General features: G+C 65.8%; 10 protein-coding genes. 6 read left to right on the forward strand and 4 right to left on the reverse strand.

The genetic code is table 11. From position 1 onward, the window contains the following. Positions 1-9: 9 nt before the first annotated feature. Positions 10-1,023: a chemotaxis protein CheB gene (locus LC531_RS18455; RefSeq protein ID WP_223652913.1), complete on the reverse strand. Its 1,014-nt coding sequence runs from the start codon at positions 1,021-1,023 to the stop codon at positions 10-12. A 304-nt stretch (positions 1,024-1,327) separates the two neighbouring features. On the opposite strand from LC531_RS18455, the gene LC531_RS18460 reads away from it, so the two are divergent. From LC531_RS18460 to LC531_RS18470, 3 genes are all read left to right on the forward strand, one after another. Beyond that, entirely contained in the window at positions 1,328-4,357 is a 3,030-nt protein-coding gene (locus LC531_RS18460; protein WP_223652915.1) for a CheR family methyltransferase, read from the forward strand. Positions 4,358-4,604: 247 nt separating this feature from the next. Continuing rightward, the gene (locus LC531_RS18465) at positions 4,605-6,956 is read left to right on the forward strand and encodes a PAS domain-containing sensor histidine kinase (protein ID WP_223652917.1); all 2,352 of its coding nucleotides are present in this window, start codon (positions 4,605-4,607) and stop codon (positions 6,954-6,956) included. A gap of 87 nt (positions 6,957-7,043) precedes the next feature. Next, positions 7,044-7,466 (forward strand): STAS domain-containing protein, encoded by a 423-nt coding sequence (locus LC531_RS18470; RefSeq protein ID WP_223652918.1) that lies wholly within the window; start codon positions 7,044-7,046, stop codon positions 7,464-7,466. Positions 7,467-7,996: 530 nt separating this feature from the next. Here the strand turns inward: LC531_RS18470 and LC531_RS18475 are convergent. Further along, positions 7,997-8,389: a VOC family protein gene (locus tag LC531_RS18475; protein ID WP_223652920.1), complete on the reverse strand. Its 393-nt coding sequence runs from the start codon at positions 8,387-8,389 to the stop codon at positions 7,997-7,999. Positions 8,390-8,546: 157 nt separating this feature from the next. Between LC531_RS18475 and LC531_RS18480 the strand changes: the two genes are divergently transcribed. Further along, positions 8,547-9,539, forward strand: coding sequence for an aspartate-semialdehyde dehydrogenase (locus LC531_RS18480; RefSeq protein ID WP_223652928.1), 993 nt, complete (start codon positions 8,547-8,549; stop codon positions 9,537-9,539). A gap of 79 nt (positions 9,540-9,618) precedes the next feature. Here LC531_RS18480 and LC531_RS18485 read toward each other — a convergent pair whose 3' ends face one another. Continuing rightward, complete coding sequence (locus LC531_RS18485) at positions 9,619-11,037, reverse strand: alpha/beta hydrolase family protein (protein ID WP_223652931.1); 1,419 nt, start codon at positions 11,035-11,037, stop codon at positions 9,619-9,621. 136 nt (positions 11,038-11,173) lie between these two features. Between LC531_RS18485 and LC531_RS18490 the strand changes: the two genes are divergently transcribed. Together LC531_RS18490 and LC531_RS18495 are read left to right on the forward strand one after the other, a co-directional pair. Beyond that, a complete protein-coding gene (locus tag LC531_RS18490) occupies positions 11,174-12,322 on the forward strand; it encodes a hypothetical protein (RefSeq protein WP_223652933.1) in 1,149 nt (382 codons plus the stop codon). An 80-nt stretch (positions 12,323-12,402) separates the two neighbouring features. Further along, positions 12,403-13,722, forward strand: coding sequence for a DASH family cryptochrome (locus LC531_RS18495; RefSeq protein ID WP_223652935.1), 1,320 nt, complete (start codon positions 12,403-12,405; stop codon positions 13,720-13,722). Positions 13,723-13,847: 125 nt separating this feature from the next. Here the strand turns inward: LC531_RS18495 and LC531_RS18500 are convergent, their stop codons facing one another. After that, the gene (locus LC531_RS18500) at positions 13,848-16,184 is read right to left on the reverse strand and encodes a S9 family peptidase (protein WP_223652937.1); all 2,337 of its coding nucleotides are present in this window, start codon (positions 16,182-16,184) and stop codon (positions 13,848-13,850) included. Between the last annotated feature and the right edge of the window lie 73 nt (positions 16,185-16,257).

The raw sequence follows: 16,257 nt of genomic DNA on the forward strand, positions 1-16,257 counted from the left end.
CGCCCGGCCCTACCCCTCGGTGGGGCCGCCGCCCGCGCTGCTGTTGAGCAGAAACTCGCGTAGGCGGTCGATGTGGCCTTTCATGTCCTCGATGCGCTCGATTTGGTAGGAAGTAGCCGACCTGCCATCGCCGTGGCTGGCGAGGCTGCTGAGCAGGTTTTTGCGCTCCTCCATCATGCGCAGGGCCACCCATAGGCTTTCTTCCAGGTTTTGGCGCGAGATGTCGGCCAGGGCCTCGGCGGAGTAGGCGTGGCCGGTGTGGCAGCGGTAGCGCAGCACGCTGCCGGCATTCATTTGCCAGAGCGAGCCGCCGCAGCCGGGGCAGGCGAGCGGCACCTGATGTCCAAGCTGGTCTACTTGCCCGGTGGTGCCCACCACGCGCTCGGCAATGGCGGCTTCCAGCTGAAGGTCGGGCGGAATCTCCATCTTATCGGGCGGGGTGGGCGGGTGGGTGGGCGCGGCTACCAGCTTTAGCAGCAGCGGCCCCAGCTGGTCCAGCGTCACGGTGTAGTCTACGCTAACGTGGCGCAGGGCGCTTTCGGGCATGCTCGGGTACTCGGCCTCGGCGGGGTCCTGCACCACGGCCACGCCGCCGCAGCGCTTCACGAAATCGAGGCCCGCGGTGCCATCGTGCAGCATCCCGGTGAGCACCACCCCGATAACGTGGGAGTCGAAGGCCACGGCGGCCGAGCGGAAGAGGGCGTCGGCGGCGGGGCGGAAGTTGTTTTCGCGCGGGCCCTTGGTCACCAGCAGGTGGTGGGCCTTCACCAGCAGGTGGCGGTCGGGCGGGGCCAGGTAGAGGTGGCCGGCCAGCAGGGGCTGCTGGTCGCGGGCCAGCTGGCAGGGTAGGGCCGTGTGGCTGGCGAGGCGGGCTACCAGCGGCTCACCCGTGGAGTCGGGGGCCAGGTGCTGCACCACGAGCACGGCGGCGGGCAGCGTGGCTGGCAGCTGCGCCACCAGGCGCGTGAGGGCCGGCATCCCGCCCGCCGAAGTACCAATCACAATCAGGTGGGTAGGAGTCACAAGGAGAAGAGAAAAAAGCGGGATGAAGCGAAGATGTTGCGGTAGTAGTTTCAGACATACGAGCCCGTTAAAAATAAAGATTAAGCAGCCGGGGTAGTACTTTAGGGGGTAATTAAAGCCGTTTTTAATGGCCCGTACGCGCCGCGGGGCCCCAGGGTAACTGCGGGGGCGCTGGCACCTAGCGCCTTGCTGCCGCCTACCGGCGCAGCTCCGCAAGCTGGGGTGCGCGCCCTACGCCCCAGCTTGCGGAGCTGCAAAAAATTAAGCTGGTGCTCAACCTAGTGGGCGCACCGGCCTACCCCCTATGAAAACTCCCGCCCAGCCGGCCGCCGAGGTTGCCCCCATCGCCGCCGAGTCCGTTACGCCCGAGCAAAACCGCCCGGCCCGGCCCGGCGGCCGCAGCCGCAACGGCCGCCCCGAGCCGGCCGACAAGTTTCCGGTAGTGGCCTTGTGCGGCTCGGCGGGGGCGCTGGAGGCGCTGGAGCGGTTTTTCAGCCGCCTACCCCCCGCCAGCGGGCTGGCCTTCGTGGTGGTGGTGCACCGGCTGCCCGACCCGCCCGACGGCACCCAGCTTACGCAGGTGATTCAGGGCTTTACGCCGCTGCCCGTGGCTGAGGCCCACGACGGGCAGCGCGTGCGCCCCAACCACGTTTACCTTATTCCGGCCGACCACGACCTGAGCTTGCTGCACGGCAGCTTGTATTTGCTGAAGCCGACCCAACCCGCCGGCCGCCGCCACCCGATTGACTTTTTTCTGCAAACCCTGGCCAAAGATGCGGGCGAGCGGGCGGTGTGCGTCATCTTCTCGGGCATGGGTAGCGACGGCACCGTGGGCCTGAAGCTAGTGATGGAAAACTTCGGGATGGTGATGGCCCAGGACCCCGAAACGGCCCTCTGCGATGCCATGCCGCGCGCCGCGCTGGCCACCGAGTTCGTGGACTTTGTGCTGCGTCCCGAGCTGCTGCCCGCCCAGCTGCTCGACTACGTGCGGCGGCCCCTCGACAGCCGGCCCGCCCGCGACCCGGAGGCGGGCTCGGCTAGCCAGCCGGCCCACGCGCTCCAGAAGATATTTCTGCTCATTCGGACCCAAACCGGGCACGACTTCAGCTTTTATAAGCGCAACACGGTGTTTCGGCGCATTGAGCGGCGCATGAACTCGCACCAAATCAAGGAGTTCACGCACTACGTGCGCTACTTGCAGGAAAACCCCGCCGAGGTGGAGCAGCTTTTTCACGAGCTGCTGATTGGGGTGACCAAGTTTTTCCGCGACGCGGAAGCCTTTGCCAGCCTCCAAACCCACCTGCAGGCGCTGCTGGCCACCAAGCCCGCCGAGAGCACGGTGCGGGTGTGGGCCCCCGGCTGCTCGACCGGCGAGGAGGCCTACTCGCTGGCCATGACCCTGCTCGAATGCCTGGATGAGGTGGAGCCCAACCGCCACCTCAAGCTCCAGATTTTTGCCACCGACATCTCGGCCGAGGGCATTGTGCGGGCGCGCGCCGGCGAGTACGCCGACAATATCGTGGCCGACGTGAGCCCGGCGCGGCTGGCGCGCTTTTTTCAGAAAACCGACGGCGGCTTCCAGATTCGCAAGGAGGTGCGCGACGTGGTGGTGTTTGCCCTGCACAACATTAATAAGGACGCGCCCTTCATCAAGCTCGACCTGCTGGTGTGCCGCAACCTGCTCATCTACCTCAACGCCGAATTGCAGAAAAGCCTGCTGCCGGTGTTTCACTACGCCCTGAACCCCAGTGGCCTGCTGTTTCTGGGGCCCAGCGAAAACATTACCGGCTACCACGACCTTTTTCAGCCGCTCGATGTGAAGTGGAAGCTGCTGCGGCGCACGGCTACGGCGGCCGGGTTGCCGCACCTCATCAAGTTTCCCTTTTCGCTGGGGCGGCACGCCGCGGCTACCCCCCGCACCATTGCCCTTATGTCGCCTTCGGCCGCCAACCACCGCCAGACCAACTCGTTTGCCGCCCTCATCCAGAAAAACCTGCTGCTCGCCTACGCCCCGCCGGCGGTGGTGATTGACGGCAAGGGCGAAATCCTGTTCGTGAACGGGCGCACCGGCAAGTACCTGGAGCCCGCCCCCGGCCTGAGCGGCATGAACCTGTTTGAGATGGCCTACGACGGGCTGAAGTTTGAAATCAGCGGGGCCGTGCTGCGCGCCACCCAAATCCAGGGGCCGGTGGTGGTAGATAACGTGCAGGTGCGCGGCGAGGCTAGCCAGCAGCTGCTGCGCCTCACGGTGCGGCCCCTCACCGAGCCCGAGCCGCTGGTCGGCCTGCTGCTGGTGGTGTTTGAGGACCAGCCTACCCCCCGCCGGGTGCGCCACGCCAAAGCCAGCCCCGGCCCCGACGGCCCGCACCGCGACACCGTGGCGGAAGCCCTCACCAAGGAGCTGCAGTACACCAAGCACCGCCTCCAAGTCACGGTAGAGGAGATGGAAAGCAGCCTGGAAGAGCTGAAAAGCACCAACGAGGAGATGCAAAGCGCCAACGAGGAGCTGCAAAGCACCAACGAGGAGGCCATGACCAACAAGGAGGAGATGCAGAGCCTCAACGAGGAGCTGATGACCCTCAACATGCAGTACCTGGCCAAGACCGAGGAGCTGAGCCAGACGGCCAACGACATGAAAAACCTGCTCGATGCCACCGAAATCGCCATTATTTTTCTGGATAATGACCTGGCAATAAAGCGCTTTACGCCGCCCGTGGGCCGCATCGTCAGCTTGCTGCCCGCCGATGTGGGCCGGCCGCTGGCGCACTTCACCAGCAGCCTACGCTACGAGCACCTGCTGCGCGACGTGCAGCTGGTGCTGGCCCGCCTCACCAGCGTGGAGGTGAATATCCAGACCCTGGGCGGCGAGTGGTTTACGATGCGCATTCTGCCCTACCGCTCGCTCGATAACTATATCAACGGGGTCGTCATCACTTTCACCGATATCACCCGGCTCAAGCAGCTCGAAGCGCACTCGCACCAGGCCGCCCGCTTCAGCCAGAGCATGGCTGATACCGTGCGCGAACCCCTGCTGGCCCTCGATGCCGACCTGCGGGTGTATTCTGCCAACTGCGCCTTCGCCGAGGCTTTCCAGGAAAACCAGGCCGAGCTGCCGGGCCAGCCCCTGGCGGCCCTGGCCGGCGGGGCCTGGAACCAGCCCGCCCTGCTCGCGGCCCTGCACCAATTGCTGGACCCTACCGCCGCCTCCGAGTTTGAGGACCTGCCCTTCGAGGCCGACTTCCCGCGCCTGGGCCGCCGCGCCGCCCGCCTCTACGGCCGCCGCCTGCTGCACCAGGGCCAGCCCACCGGCCAGGTGCTGCTGGGCGTGCGGTGAGTTGGGGAATGAAGGTGGGGTAGGGAAAAGTAGGGCAAGCATTAGCTTACTGAGTGTGGGGTAGCGGTTTAGGAATTCGGTAAAGTAGGGGGGTAGGGCCATGCGGTGAGTTTCAGCTTGCCGGATGAGGAAGGACAAGTTGAACAAACGGTGTAACTTCCCTGCCTCCTACTGACTTCAACCTCCGGTAAGCTCAAGCTTACCGCGCGGCCCTACCCCCTACTTCACTTTTTCACCCATTCACCGCATGACCCCCAACCCCCAGGAGGCACTGCGCGCCCTGCGCCAGCGCGCCGAGCGGCGGCGGCTGGTTTCGGAGAGCCTACCCCCCACCACCGCCCCCGAGGTGCAGCGGCTGGTGCAGGAGCTGCAAGTGCACCAGATAGAGCTGGAAATGCAGTATGAAGAGCTGCTGCTGGCCCAGACGGATGCTGAAAGCAGCCGCCAGCAATACGTGGAGCTGTACGACTTCGCGCCCGTGGGCTACTGCACGCTCTCGGCAGCGGGCACGGTGCAGCAGCTCAACCTGCACACCAGCCAGCTGCTGGGCCAGGAGCGCCTGCGCCTGCGCGGGCGGCGGCTGGCGCTGTTTGTGGTGCCCGCCGAGCGCGACCGCTTCGCCGAGTTTCTGGCCCGCCTGTGGGCGGCCCCCGGCCGGCACCAGAGCTGCGAGCTGACCATGCGCCGCGCCGATGAGACGACCTTCTTCGCCCAGCTCGAAGGCGTGGCTACCGCCGAAAGCGACGACGAAACCCTACCCCCCACCAGCTACCGCCTCGTGCTGCTCGACGTGACGGCCCGCCGCCGCGCTGCCGACGCGCTGGCCGCCAGCGAAGTGCGCTTCCGGGCCACCTTCGAGCAGGCCCGCGACGGCATGGTGCTGCTCGATGGCGACTGCTTCGTGGACCTGAACGCGGCCGCGCTGCGCCTGCTGGGCCGCCCCGATAAAAGCCAGGTGCTGGGCCGCTGCCTGCTCGATTTCTGGCCCGATACCCAGCCCGCCGGCCGGCCCACCGCCGACGTGCTGGCCCAGAGCCTGCACGTGGCCCAGGCGCAGGGCTGGTGCCGCCTCGAGTTGCTGCGCCACGACCCGGCCGGCGAAGCTTGCTGGGATGAGCTGTCCTTCAACCCCGTGCTGATAGCGGGCCGCTCTCTGCTGCACGCCGCCTGGCGCGACATCACGGCCCGCAAAAAAGGCGAGCAGCAGCTGCGCGAAAGCGAAAGCCGCCTGCAGCTGGCCCTGGCCGCCGCCGACACCGGCGTGTGGGGCTGGGAGCAGGATGGCGGGCAGCTGTACCAGGATGCGCGGGCGCGCGAAATATTCGGGCTGGCCGAAGAGCCAGCCGCCGCGGCTGGGCCCTTCGGCCAGCTGCAGGCCGCCCTGCACCCCAACGACCAGGCCCGCGTGGCGCAGGCCCTGAATGTGGCGCGGCATGAGCAGGCCATCTTCGACGTAGAATGCCGCCTTTTGGGGGCCGCTGGCAACGTACGCCACGTGGCGGCGCTGGGGCGCTTCAGCTACGAGGAGCCTAGTGGCCAGCCCCTGCGCTTTACGGGGCTGGTGCGCGACGTGACGACCCAGTACGCGGTGAAAGAGGAGCTGGGCTCCAAAAACCGCCTGCTCGACAACATCCTGCAGCACCTGCCCGTGGTGCTGAGCCGCCAGGGCCTCGATGGCCGCTACCGCGAGCAGATAGGCCAGGGCCTGCACCGCCTGGGCATGACCGATAACTGCATGCGCGGCCAGCTGGCCGCGGAGGTGCTGCCGAGCCTGGCCCCGCACTTCCAGCGGCTGCTGGCCGGCGAGCGCCAGAGCTACGTGGCCAGCCTGGAGCACGCGGGCCGGCCGGTGTATTTTCAGTGCTGCGGCTTTTTTGACCACGAAAAGCAGGAGGCCGTGGTCTTCGCCATCGACATCACCGACTCGGAGCGCCTCAAGGAAGAAGCTACCCACCTCAGGCTGCGCCAGCAGCAGGAAGTGCTCTCGGCCATCCTCACCACCCAGGAGGAGGAGCGCCGCCGCATTGCCGAGGCCCTGCACAACGGCGTGGGCCAGCTGCTCTACGCCACCCGCCTGCACCTCGACGCCCTACCCCCCTCCGAGGCCGTGCACGCCGGTAAGGAGCTACTCAACGAGGCCATTCGGGCCACGCGCAGTATTTCCTTTGAGCTGACGCCCAGTATTTTGGAAGACTTTGGCCTAGCCGTGGCCCTGCAAGAGCTGGTGAGCCGCATCCCGGCCAGCCTCGCCGTCGACCTCAACCTGCGGGGCCTCGACCAACCCCTCCCCGCCCTGCTGGCCACGGCTGTGTACCGCATTGTGCAGGAATTAGTAAACAACGTGATGAAGCACGCCCAGGCCCAGGAAGTATTCGTGGAGGTGAGCCGGGAAGACCACCAAGTCTACATCAGCGTGGAAGACGATGGCGTGGGTTTCGACGCCGGCGGGGCAGCTGCGCGCACGGGCATTGGTCTGGCGGGCATTCGCACCCGGCTCGGGCTGCTGGGTGGCACGTTCAGCAGCCAATCGCGGCCGGGCCAGGGCACCAGCTTTTTGCTGCAACTGCCGGTGCCGGCCGAGCTGGCGAAGGGGGATTGATGCCGAGAAGAAAATACGTGTTTTTCGCGTTAGGTTACTGATTAGCAAAGGCGTAGATTTGCCCAACGTACTCTTATCTACCCTTCTATGTCAACACTATCCCCTTACCTGCCTGCCCCCGGTTTCGTGGTGCACGCCGGCAACTACCAGACCACGGCCGGCCTCAGCCTGCGCGGGCACTGCGCCGGGGCCGCCGCCGCCCAGCACCTAGAGCAGGCCGTGGCCGAAGTGCTGGGCTACCACCAGCCGTTCGTGTGGGCCGACTGCCAGCGCCTGGCCTCAGTGAGCTGGCACGGGCAGCGCGCCATTTTTGATGCCCACCAGCGGGCGCGGCTGGCCGGCACCAGCCTGCACTGGTGCGGCCTCACACCCCCGGTGCTGGCCCAGCTGGCCGACACCGGCCTGCACCTGCTGCTGAGCCTGCTGCCCACCGCCAGCTACCGCGGCCCCGGCGCGCTGCTGCAAGAGGCCGTACCGAAGGCGCTGTATACCCGCACGTTTGGGATGTAAAGCGACCGGCTGCACCGGTTGGCGCGGTAGAGACGCGACCCTTCGCGTCTCTCGGCATTAGGGTCGTTCACGCGCGGAAAAAGACGCGAAAGGTCGCGTCTCTACGGCCTGCTGCCGTAACATAAGGTGTACCGTGGGTAGGGGAGTGCCACCGGGCTGGTGAGCACCAAAATGCTGAACGTGCTGGCCGAACGCCAGCTCCCGGTTATGATGCTATCGCCCGTGGTCTCGACTAAATTGGTGGGCCAACTGGTTCATTTACAGGGGAAATAATACCCAGTAGTGAGCATGAAGGACGTCATTGCGGTGCGGCCGGCGCGAGTAGTGGGGGATGAGCTAAGTTTTTGCAGTAAGTACGCACCTCATCGTGGGCAAACGTTGCTGCCAGTTGGGCGTGGCTAATTAAAGCGGAGCAGTAAGCGCAGCGGGTACAGGCACGTGAAGGGGGGTAGGGCCCGGCGGCGGCACTCCGAAGCAAGCACCCGAAGCGCGGGGTAGCGGGGCGTTTAGCCCGCTGCTCCGTGCCCGGCTCAGGCCATGTAAAACTCCCACTGAATGCGGTCGGGGTCTTTGAAGGCCACGTACTGCTTGGGCTGCACGGTATCGGTTTTGATGCCGGTATTCTCGACCCCGGCGGCTTGTAGGGCGTCGGCCACGCGGTGCAGCTCGGCCTCGTCGTCGCAGGCAATGGCGATGTGGTCGAGGCCCACGTTGAAGGGTGTGAAGATGTTACCACCGGGGTAGGTGGGCGTCGCCTGCTTGAAGCCAATAAACACGGAGCCAACCATAAATCCCACTAAATCAGCATTTTCAATTGCTATCGGAAACCCCAGTAGGTCGTGGTAAAATGCTTTCGTGCGGGCAAAATCGGTCGTGCGCAGGGCTACGTGGGCTAGGCCTTTGGTTTTGGGTTGAATGGGCATGATGGTAAAAAAGGATTGTTGTTCCTTTCTACTGCCGTGCGCGCGTTCGGGTTGGCGCGGCGGCACCGTAAAAGCCGGTCGACACTCCCGCATTTCTGCCGATATTTGGCCGGTTCATCGGCTGGTGCAGGAAACCGCCGCTTAAAATTCTCTTTTCATGAAGATTGCCGTTGTGGGTGCTACCGGGCTGGTGGGCACCGAAATGCTGAAAGTGCTGGCCGAGCGTCAGTTTCCAGTGACCGAATTGCTGCCCGTAGCCTCGGCTAAATCGGTGGGCCAGCTGGTTCATTTTCAGGGCAAAGACTACCCCGTGGTGAGCATGGAAGACGCCATTGCGGCGCGGCCGGCCATCGCCATTTTCTCGGCCGGCGGCGGCGTGTCGCTGGAGTTCGCGCCCCAATTTGCCGAAGTCGGCACCACGGTGGTGGACAATTCCTCAGCCTGGCGCATGGACCCCGGCAAGAAGCTGGTGGTGCCCGAGGTGAACGCCCAGGTGCTCACGAAGGATGATAAAATCATCGCCAACCCCAACTGCTCAACCATTCAGTTAGTGGTGGCTTTGAATGACTTACACAAAAAATATCGGGTGCAGCGCCTCGTTATCAGCACCTATCAGAGTGTGACCGGCACCGGCAAAAAAGCCGTGGACCAGCTCATGCAGGAGCGCGCCGGCCAGCCTGTGACCGCCGCCGCCTACCCCCACGCCATCGACCTGAACGTGCTGCCCCACATCGACGTGTTTCAGCCCAATGGCTACACCAAGGAGGAGCTGAAAATGGTGAACGAGACCAAGAAAATCATGGGCGACGACGGCATTCGCGTCACCGCTACCTGCGTGCGCGTGCCCGTGCTGGGCGGCCACTCCGAGTCGGTAAATATCGAGTTTGCCCACGACTTCGACCTCGCCGACGTGCGCGACATCCTCAGCAAAACGGACGGCGTGGAGCTAGTAGACGACGTGCAGAACAATCGCTACCCCATGCCCAAAGACAGCCACGGCCGCGACGCCGTGCTGGTAGGCCGCCTGCGCCGCGACGACACGCAGCCTAACACCCTCAATATGTGGATAGTAGCCGATAACCTGCGCAAAGGCGCCGCTACGAATGCCGTGCAGATTGCGGAGTATTTAGTGGCGAAGGGATTGGTGTAGGTGAGGGGCTGGCCCCCGCCCGACGTTGAACGAAACGGATGCGAATCGTTCAACGACGGGCGGGGGCCAGCCCCGCACCCTACTTCGTGTGGGCGCTCAGCCAGTCGCCAATAACTTGCAGCGCGCTGGGCGCAAATGTCTCCTCGATACTGGCGTACTGGCTTTTGGCCGCGGGGTCGGTTTGGAAGAGGTGGTTGAGCTGGGGTAGAGTGCGCGTAGTAACGTCATGGTTACCGGCGGCGCGCAGGCCGCGGGCGATGGCGGGCAGGTTCTGGTCGGCGGCCACTTGCAGGTCGTTGGCCCCGTTAAGGGCCAGCACGGGGCATTTCACTTTTGCCAGATAGGTAGCGGGGTCGGTGCGCAGGAAGGAGCGCATCCACGGGTCGGTAAACGCGCGGGCGGCCTGGGTCACTTGCTGCTGCGTTTGCTCGGCGCTAAGGCCGGGCAGTTGGCGCTTTATGAGGGGGGTAAGCTTGGCCATGAGCTGGTCGGCGGGCAAGTCGGCTGGCAGGCTGCGCAGCTCGGCAAAAAGCGCCCGGTGCAGCCGGAAGTTGCCGCCGATGCTGGCCGAGTCGGCCCCCTCGGCGCGGGCCATATCGGCTTGCTGGCGCAGCAGGATGGCATCGCCGGGCACGCCGGGGCCGGCCAGCGACACTACCAGGTCGGGGCCGCCGGGCTGGGCCGCCGCCTCCCAGGCCACGAGGCCGCCCTCGCTGTGGCCCATCAGCGCCACCTGGCGGGGCCGGATGTCGGGGCGGGTGCGCAGGTAGGCCAGCGCGGCCAGGGCATCGGTGGTAAAGTCAGCCGTGGTCGCACCCTTAAATGTGCCTTTTGACTGGCCTACCCCCCGGTCGTCGTAGCGCAGCACCGCGCAGCCCCGGCGCGTAAGGTAGTCGGCCAGCACCAGGAAAGGCTGGTGGCCAAATACGGTTTCGTCGCGGTCTTCCGGCCCCGAGCCCGTCACCAGCACCACGGCCGGAAACGGCCCCTTGCCAGCCGGCAGCGTGAGAGTACCGGCCAAGTCGAAGCCGGCCTTTTTATTCGGAAAAGTCAGCTCCTGGCTGCGGTAGGGGTAGGGCGCGTGCGGCTCCTGCGGGCGGCGCGGCACGGCCGCCACCTCGGCCGCAACGGTGCCCCGCCGCAGGGTCAGGGGCAGCTGCGCGCCGCCCTGAAACCAGGTACCGGCTATCTGCTGCCCATCGCTGGAAAACTTGCCGGCGAAGCGACTATGCACTACTTCGACCCCTAGCAGCAGGCTGTCGTGGCGCACGGCTGCGCTGCTCAGCGGCAGCTTTTCGGTGGTTTGCTGGGGCACGCTCACGGTGCCGGTCAGGGTAGGGGCCTGGCCTTTCAGGTCAAAAAATAAAGCTAACTCGGAGCTAGGGCCAACTTTCAGGCTGCCCTGCCAAAGGCCGGCCGGCGCGGCAGGAGTTTGGGCGGCGGCGGCCGAGGTCAGCAGGCCGGCAGCGGCGGTGCGCAAGAGGGTAGCAGTTTTCATGGGGCCGAAGGTAAAGGAGTGAAGTGGGAGCTGACTAAGTGCTGGTGGTGAATTACTTTCAGCAAAACTCCGCCGTCCCGCCCCGGCGTAAGGGCCGGCGTAAGGGCCGGCCGCAACCCCCTGAAATTGCGCCACTATGACCCCATCCGTGAAACGCCGCGCCCGCTGGCTTCTGCCCCTGACCCTGCTGGCGCTGGTGTGGCTCAGCTTCAGCCGCCCGGCCTACGCCCCGCCGCCCCCAGCCAACGTGCGCGCGCGGCTCAACTACCTGGAGCGCATCATCCGGGAGGGCGGCGGGCCGGGCACGGCCCTGGGCAAGCTGACGCAGCAAAACCCGGAGTGGGGCTTGTTCACGCTCTCCTTCACCACCTACGCGCTGACCAACCTGGCGCAGCAAAACCCTGCCCTGCGGCCCGAAGCCGCTCATTATATCGCTCTGGCTATCCAGGCGGTATTGGCGGCTCCCCTGCGCCATCCCTTCGCCGCCGGCTGGCCGCTGCCGGGCCAGCCGGCAGGCCTCGATTCCCTACCCCCCTCGGTACTCTACCTGGGCCACCTGAACCTGATGCTGGGCTGCCACCGGCAGCTGAAGCCCGCTTCGCCCTACGGTCCGCTGCACGACGCGCTGTCGGCGGCGCTCTACCGGCGCTACGCTCAGGAGCCGGCCGGCAACCTGGCTTCCTACCCCGGCCGGCGCTGGCTGCCCGACAATACCGTGGCCCTGGCTTCGCTGGCGCTGCACGGCCGCCTCACGGGCAGCCCCTACGCGGCGGGCCGACGCTGGGCGGCGCGGGCCCGAGCCCACTGGCTCGACGCCGAAACTGGCCTGCTGGCCTCACAGGTAAATGAGGGGGGTAAGACCAGCGAAGGCCCGCGCGGCTCCATGCTGGGCTGGAGCATCTGGTTTCTGGTGGGAGTTGATTCAGCTTTTGCCCGGCAGCAGTATCAGCGCTACCAGGCGGCCAGCAGCACCAACCTGGGGGTAGTGCGCCTCTACCGCGAGCAGCCCGGCGACTACCACACCGGCGCGGGCGATGTCGATAGTGGGCCGCTCATTCTGGGCTACGGTATCCCAGCTACGGCCTTCGCCTGCGCTGATGCCGTGGCCCTGAGCGACGGCCGCAATGCCCAGCGCCTGCGCCGCGTTATCCATCTCGGTAGCCGCGAAATCGTGGAAAATAATGAGTTGCGCTACGGCGTGCGATTTATTGACTTGGACGTAAGCCCGTTGTCTGAAGCCCTGCTGCTGTGGGCGGAGGTGCCGGGCGAGCCGGGGCCGCCGTAGCCCCAGCGGAGAAAGTGGCGGCCCGGCCGGGAAGGTTGCGGCCGCCGCGTGTTACCCTCGCGCTACCCTCTTCCCGTCCTATGCCCATTATTTATTGGCTGCGCAACGACCTGCGCCTGCACGACAACGCCGTGCTGGCCGCGCTGCCGCCCGCTACCCCCGCCCTGCTGCCCGTGTACTGCTTCGACCCCGACGTGTTCGGGCCCGATGCGTACCTGGGCCTGCCTAAAGTAGGCCCGCACCGCCTGCCCTTTTTGCTGGCTTCGCTAGCCGATGTGCGGGCCAGCTACGTGGCGCTGGGCTCGGGTGTGCATTTCGTGGTGGGCCGGCCCGCCGAGGTACTGCCCGTCCTGGCGCGGCAGCTGGGGGCGCGCGCCGTGTGGGCCAGCGCCGAGCACACCACCGAAGAAGAAGCCGCCGAAACTGCCCTGGCGGCGGCGCTGGGCCCGGCCGTGCCGCTACGGCTATTCGAGACCCGCTCGCTGCTCGACCCCGCCGACCTGCCCGTTGCCGTGCGTGATATCCCGTTCTCCTTTAGTAAGTTCCGCTTTGGCGTAGCCGATAGGATGAAGGTGCGAGCGCCGCTACCCCCGCCGCGCCAGCTGCCGCCGCTGCCCGCCGGCCTGGTGCCGGCTGCCTTGCCCAGCCCGGCGCAACTGGCGGCCGCTCTGCACCAGCCCGTCCTGGCAGTGCCGGTGCCCGACCGCCGCACGGCCCGCCCCATTCAGGGCGGCGGCGAAACGGCGGCCCTGGCCCGCCTGCACGACTATGCGGTGGCGCGCCAGCTCATTGGCCGCTACAACGACACGCGCAATGAGCTGCTGGGCGAGGCGTTCAGCACGAAGTTCTCGGCGTGGCTGGCCAACGGCAGCCTCTCGGCCCGCCAGGTGTGGGCGGCCATTGATGCCCACGATGTTGCGCACGGCGCGCGCAGCAAAGGGGCCACGCAGCTGCGCTTGGAGCTGCTGTGGCGCGACTATTTTCTGCTGCTGGCGCAGCGGGCGGGGCGGGCGCTGTTTGGCTGGGCCAGCCTGCGCGGGCAGGTGCCCAAAGCGGTGAACCGCGACCGGGCGGTGTTTGATACCTGGGCCGCCGGCCGCACCGGCAATGCTTTCGTGGATGCCAACATGCGCGAGCTGGCCGCCACGGGCTTTATGAGCAACCGGGGCCGCCAGAACGTGGCCAGCTACCTCATCCACGACCTGCACCAGGACTGGCGCTGGGGCGCGGCCTGGTTTGAGCACCAGCTCCTTGACCACGACCCGGCCCTGAACTGGGGCAACTGGAAGTACATCGCTGGCACCGGCACCGACGTGCGCGACACCGCCTTCGACGTGGCCCAGCAGGCCAAGCGCTACGACCCCCAGGGCAAATACGTGCGCACCTGGCTGCGCACGTAGGGTAAGCTTCAGCTGGTCGCCCGCCTCCGACGCACGTGGCCGCCCACCGGCCCTGATGCCCCGCCATATTCTGCGGTCCGCTCGCTCGTGTGGATAGGCGCGGCCGCTTCCGCCCCTACCCCCCGCTACTGCCCCGCATTGCGCGGGTCGGGATGGGGCTGCATCAGGTAGTCGTGCGGAGCCTCGGCCCCGGCCAGGTTCTGCACGAAGTAGTCCCAGCGGCGGCGCATCATGTAGGGCGAGTAGATGCCGTAGCCGTGCCGGGCGTTCGGAAATACTACTAGGTCGTAGCTCTTGTTGGCTTTGGTGAGGGCCTCGATAACCAGCAGGGTATTGGCGGGCGGCACGTTGTCGTCCAGCAGGCCGTGGGCCAGCATCAGCTTGCCCTTCAGATTTTTAGCGAAGGTAGTATTAGCCTGATTGTCGTAGTTGGTGGTACCGTCGGGGTTGGTTTGGAGCAGGCCGATGTAGCGTTCGGCCCAGTCGTCCTCGTAGTTGCGGTTTTCGTGGTTGCCCGATTCGGAGATGCCCACCTTGAAAAAATCGGGGTAGCGAAACATGGCCGCCGCCGTGGCGTAGCCGCCGCCCGAGTGCCCCCAGATGCCGGCCCGCGCCAAGTCAATGTATGGGTACTTCTGCGCCAGCTGGCGCATCCCCGCTATCTGGTCCGAGAGGGTGTTTTCAGCCATGTTGCCGTAGCAGCCGTCGTGAAAGCTCTTGGAGCGCAGCGGGTTGCAGCTGCCCTCAATTACCACCACCACGAAGCCTAGCTCGGCCAGCGCCTGGTTATCGTTGCGAGCGGAGCTGAATGACCAGCTGCCCACGCCGCCGCCCTGCGGCCCTGGGTAGATATAGTTGATAATCGGGTACTTGCGCGCCGGGTCGAGCGTGGTGGGCGTAAATAGCAGTCCGTAGAGGTCAGTTTGCCCGTCGGCCCCTTTCACCATGAGGGGGGTAGGGGGCTTCCAGCCCGTGGCGGTGAGGCGCGAAATATCGGTTTTCTCCAGGGTCAGCAGCAGCTTACCATCGGCCGCGCGCAGCACCGTCGCGCCGGGCTTATCAGGCTGCGAGTACGTGTCCACGAAGTAGCGGCCCGAGGGCGACAGCACCACCTGGTGGTTGCCGGCCTCGGGCGTGAGCAAGGTCAGGCCCTTGCCATCGAGCCCGATGCGGTAGAGGTGGCTGAAGTAGGGGTTGCCCGGCTCGCGGCCATCGGCCAGGAAGTAGAGCTGGCGGCGCTGCTCATCCACCCGCAGTAACTTAGTTACTACCCAGTTGCCTTTGGTAATCTGGTGCTTCACCTGGCCGGTAGTAGCGTCATAGAGGTAAAGATGGCCCCAGTTATCGCGCTCCGAATACCAGATAACTTCCTTGGTTTTGGGCAGGTAGCGCCAGTTGATAGCGCCCTGGCCCGACTCGTATTGCGTGGGCACGGTTTCCGAAAATACCTCCCGCGCCGCGCCGGTGGCGGCGTCGGCTACCCGCATTTTTTCCTGCTTGTGGTCGCGCGAGGTCGAGACGAAGGCCAGCTGGCTACCGTCCGGGCTCCAGTCCACGTCGTCGAAGGTGCCGCTGCTGGAAATATCATCCGAGAGCGAGCCGCGGTGCGGGTCGGGGGCCACTTGCAGGCGCACCACGCGGGGGGTAGGCACCTCAATTATCACCCGCTCGATGGTGGCAATAACCGAGTCGCCGGGCAGCGGGTACTTCCAGGTTTTCAGCTTGGGCGCACCTACATTGGTGGTTACCAGGTACATATCGCTCACCCGGCGCTGGTCCTGCCGGAAGGTGGCAATCTTGCGCGAGTCGGGTGACCAGCGCAACACCGGCTGGTCGCTGTGGGTCCAGCCGGCGTTGTCGGTGGCGTAGCCGTAGTCCTTCGCGCCGTCGGTGGTAAGCTGGGTGAGCTGGTTGGTGTTGGTGTCGCGCACCCACAGATTATAGTCTTTGATGAAAGCGGCCAGCCGGCCATCGGGCGAGTTAATCTCGTTGCTGGCATTGGCGTTGAGCGCGGCGGCGGGCTTGGCCCCTGGGCTCACTTTCCCGCTCACAATGTCGTAGTTCCAGCTTTTGCCGCCGGCCGCGAAGGCAAAGCCCTTCGCATCATCCGAAAAATCGAGGTCACGAAATGGCAGCCGGTCGGCCGCGTAGGCGGTGCCGCTGGCCGCCGAAAGCGCGCCGGCTAGCTTGGCCGGGTCGAAGGCCACGGTGCGGGTTTTGCGGGCTGGGTCTACCAGCACAAATTCGCTGCCCCGCGCCGTCAGCACCCGGTACCAGAACCGGTCGCCCGCCAGCCAGGTGGGTGGGCCGGCGCTGCCATCTACCAGCGGCTGGGTGTTATAGCCCAAAAATTGTTCGGCGCGGGCGTAGTCCTGCGCCGTCACCGCGGGCTGCGGCTGAGCCAGCGCAACGCTCGAAACGAGCAGCGCGCCCGCCAGGAAACCCGGAAAATACGTGTGCATAAGAAGGACGGAAAACCCGCGAAAGGCCGGGCTTTTCAGGGGCGCAAGGTATTACCAAATGCCCAACGGGGCC

The organism is Hymenobacter psoromatis, from assembly GCF_020012125.1.
GTDB lineage: Bacteria > Bacteroidota > Bacteroidia > Cytophagales > Hymenobacteraceae > Hymenobacter > Hymenobacter psoromatis.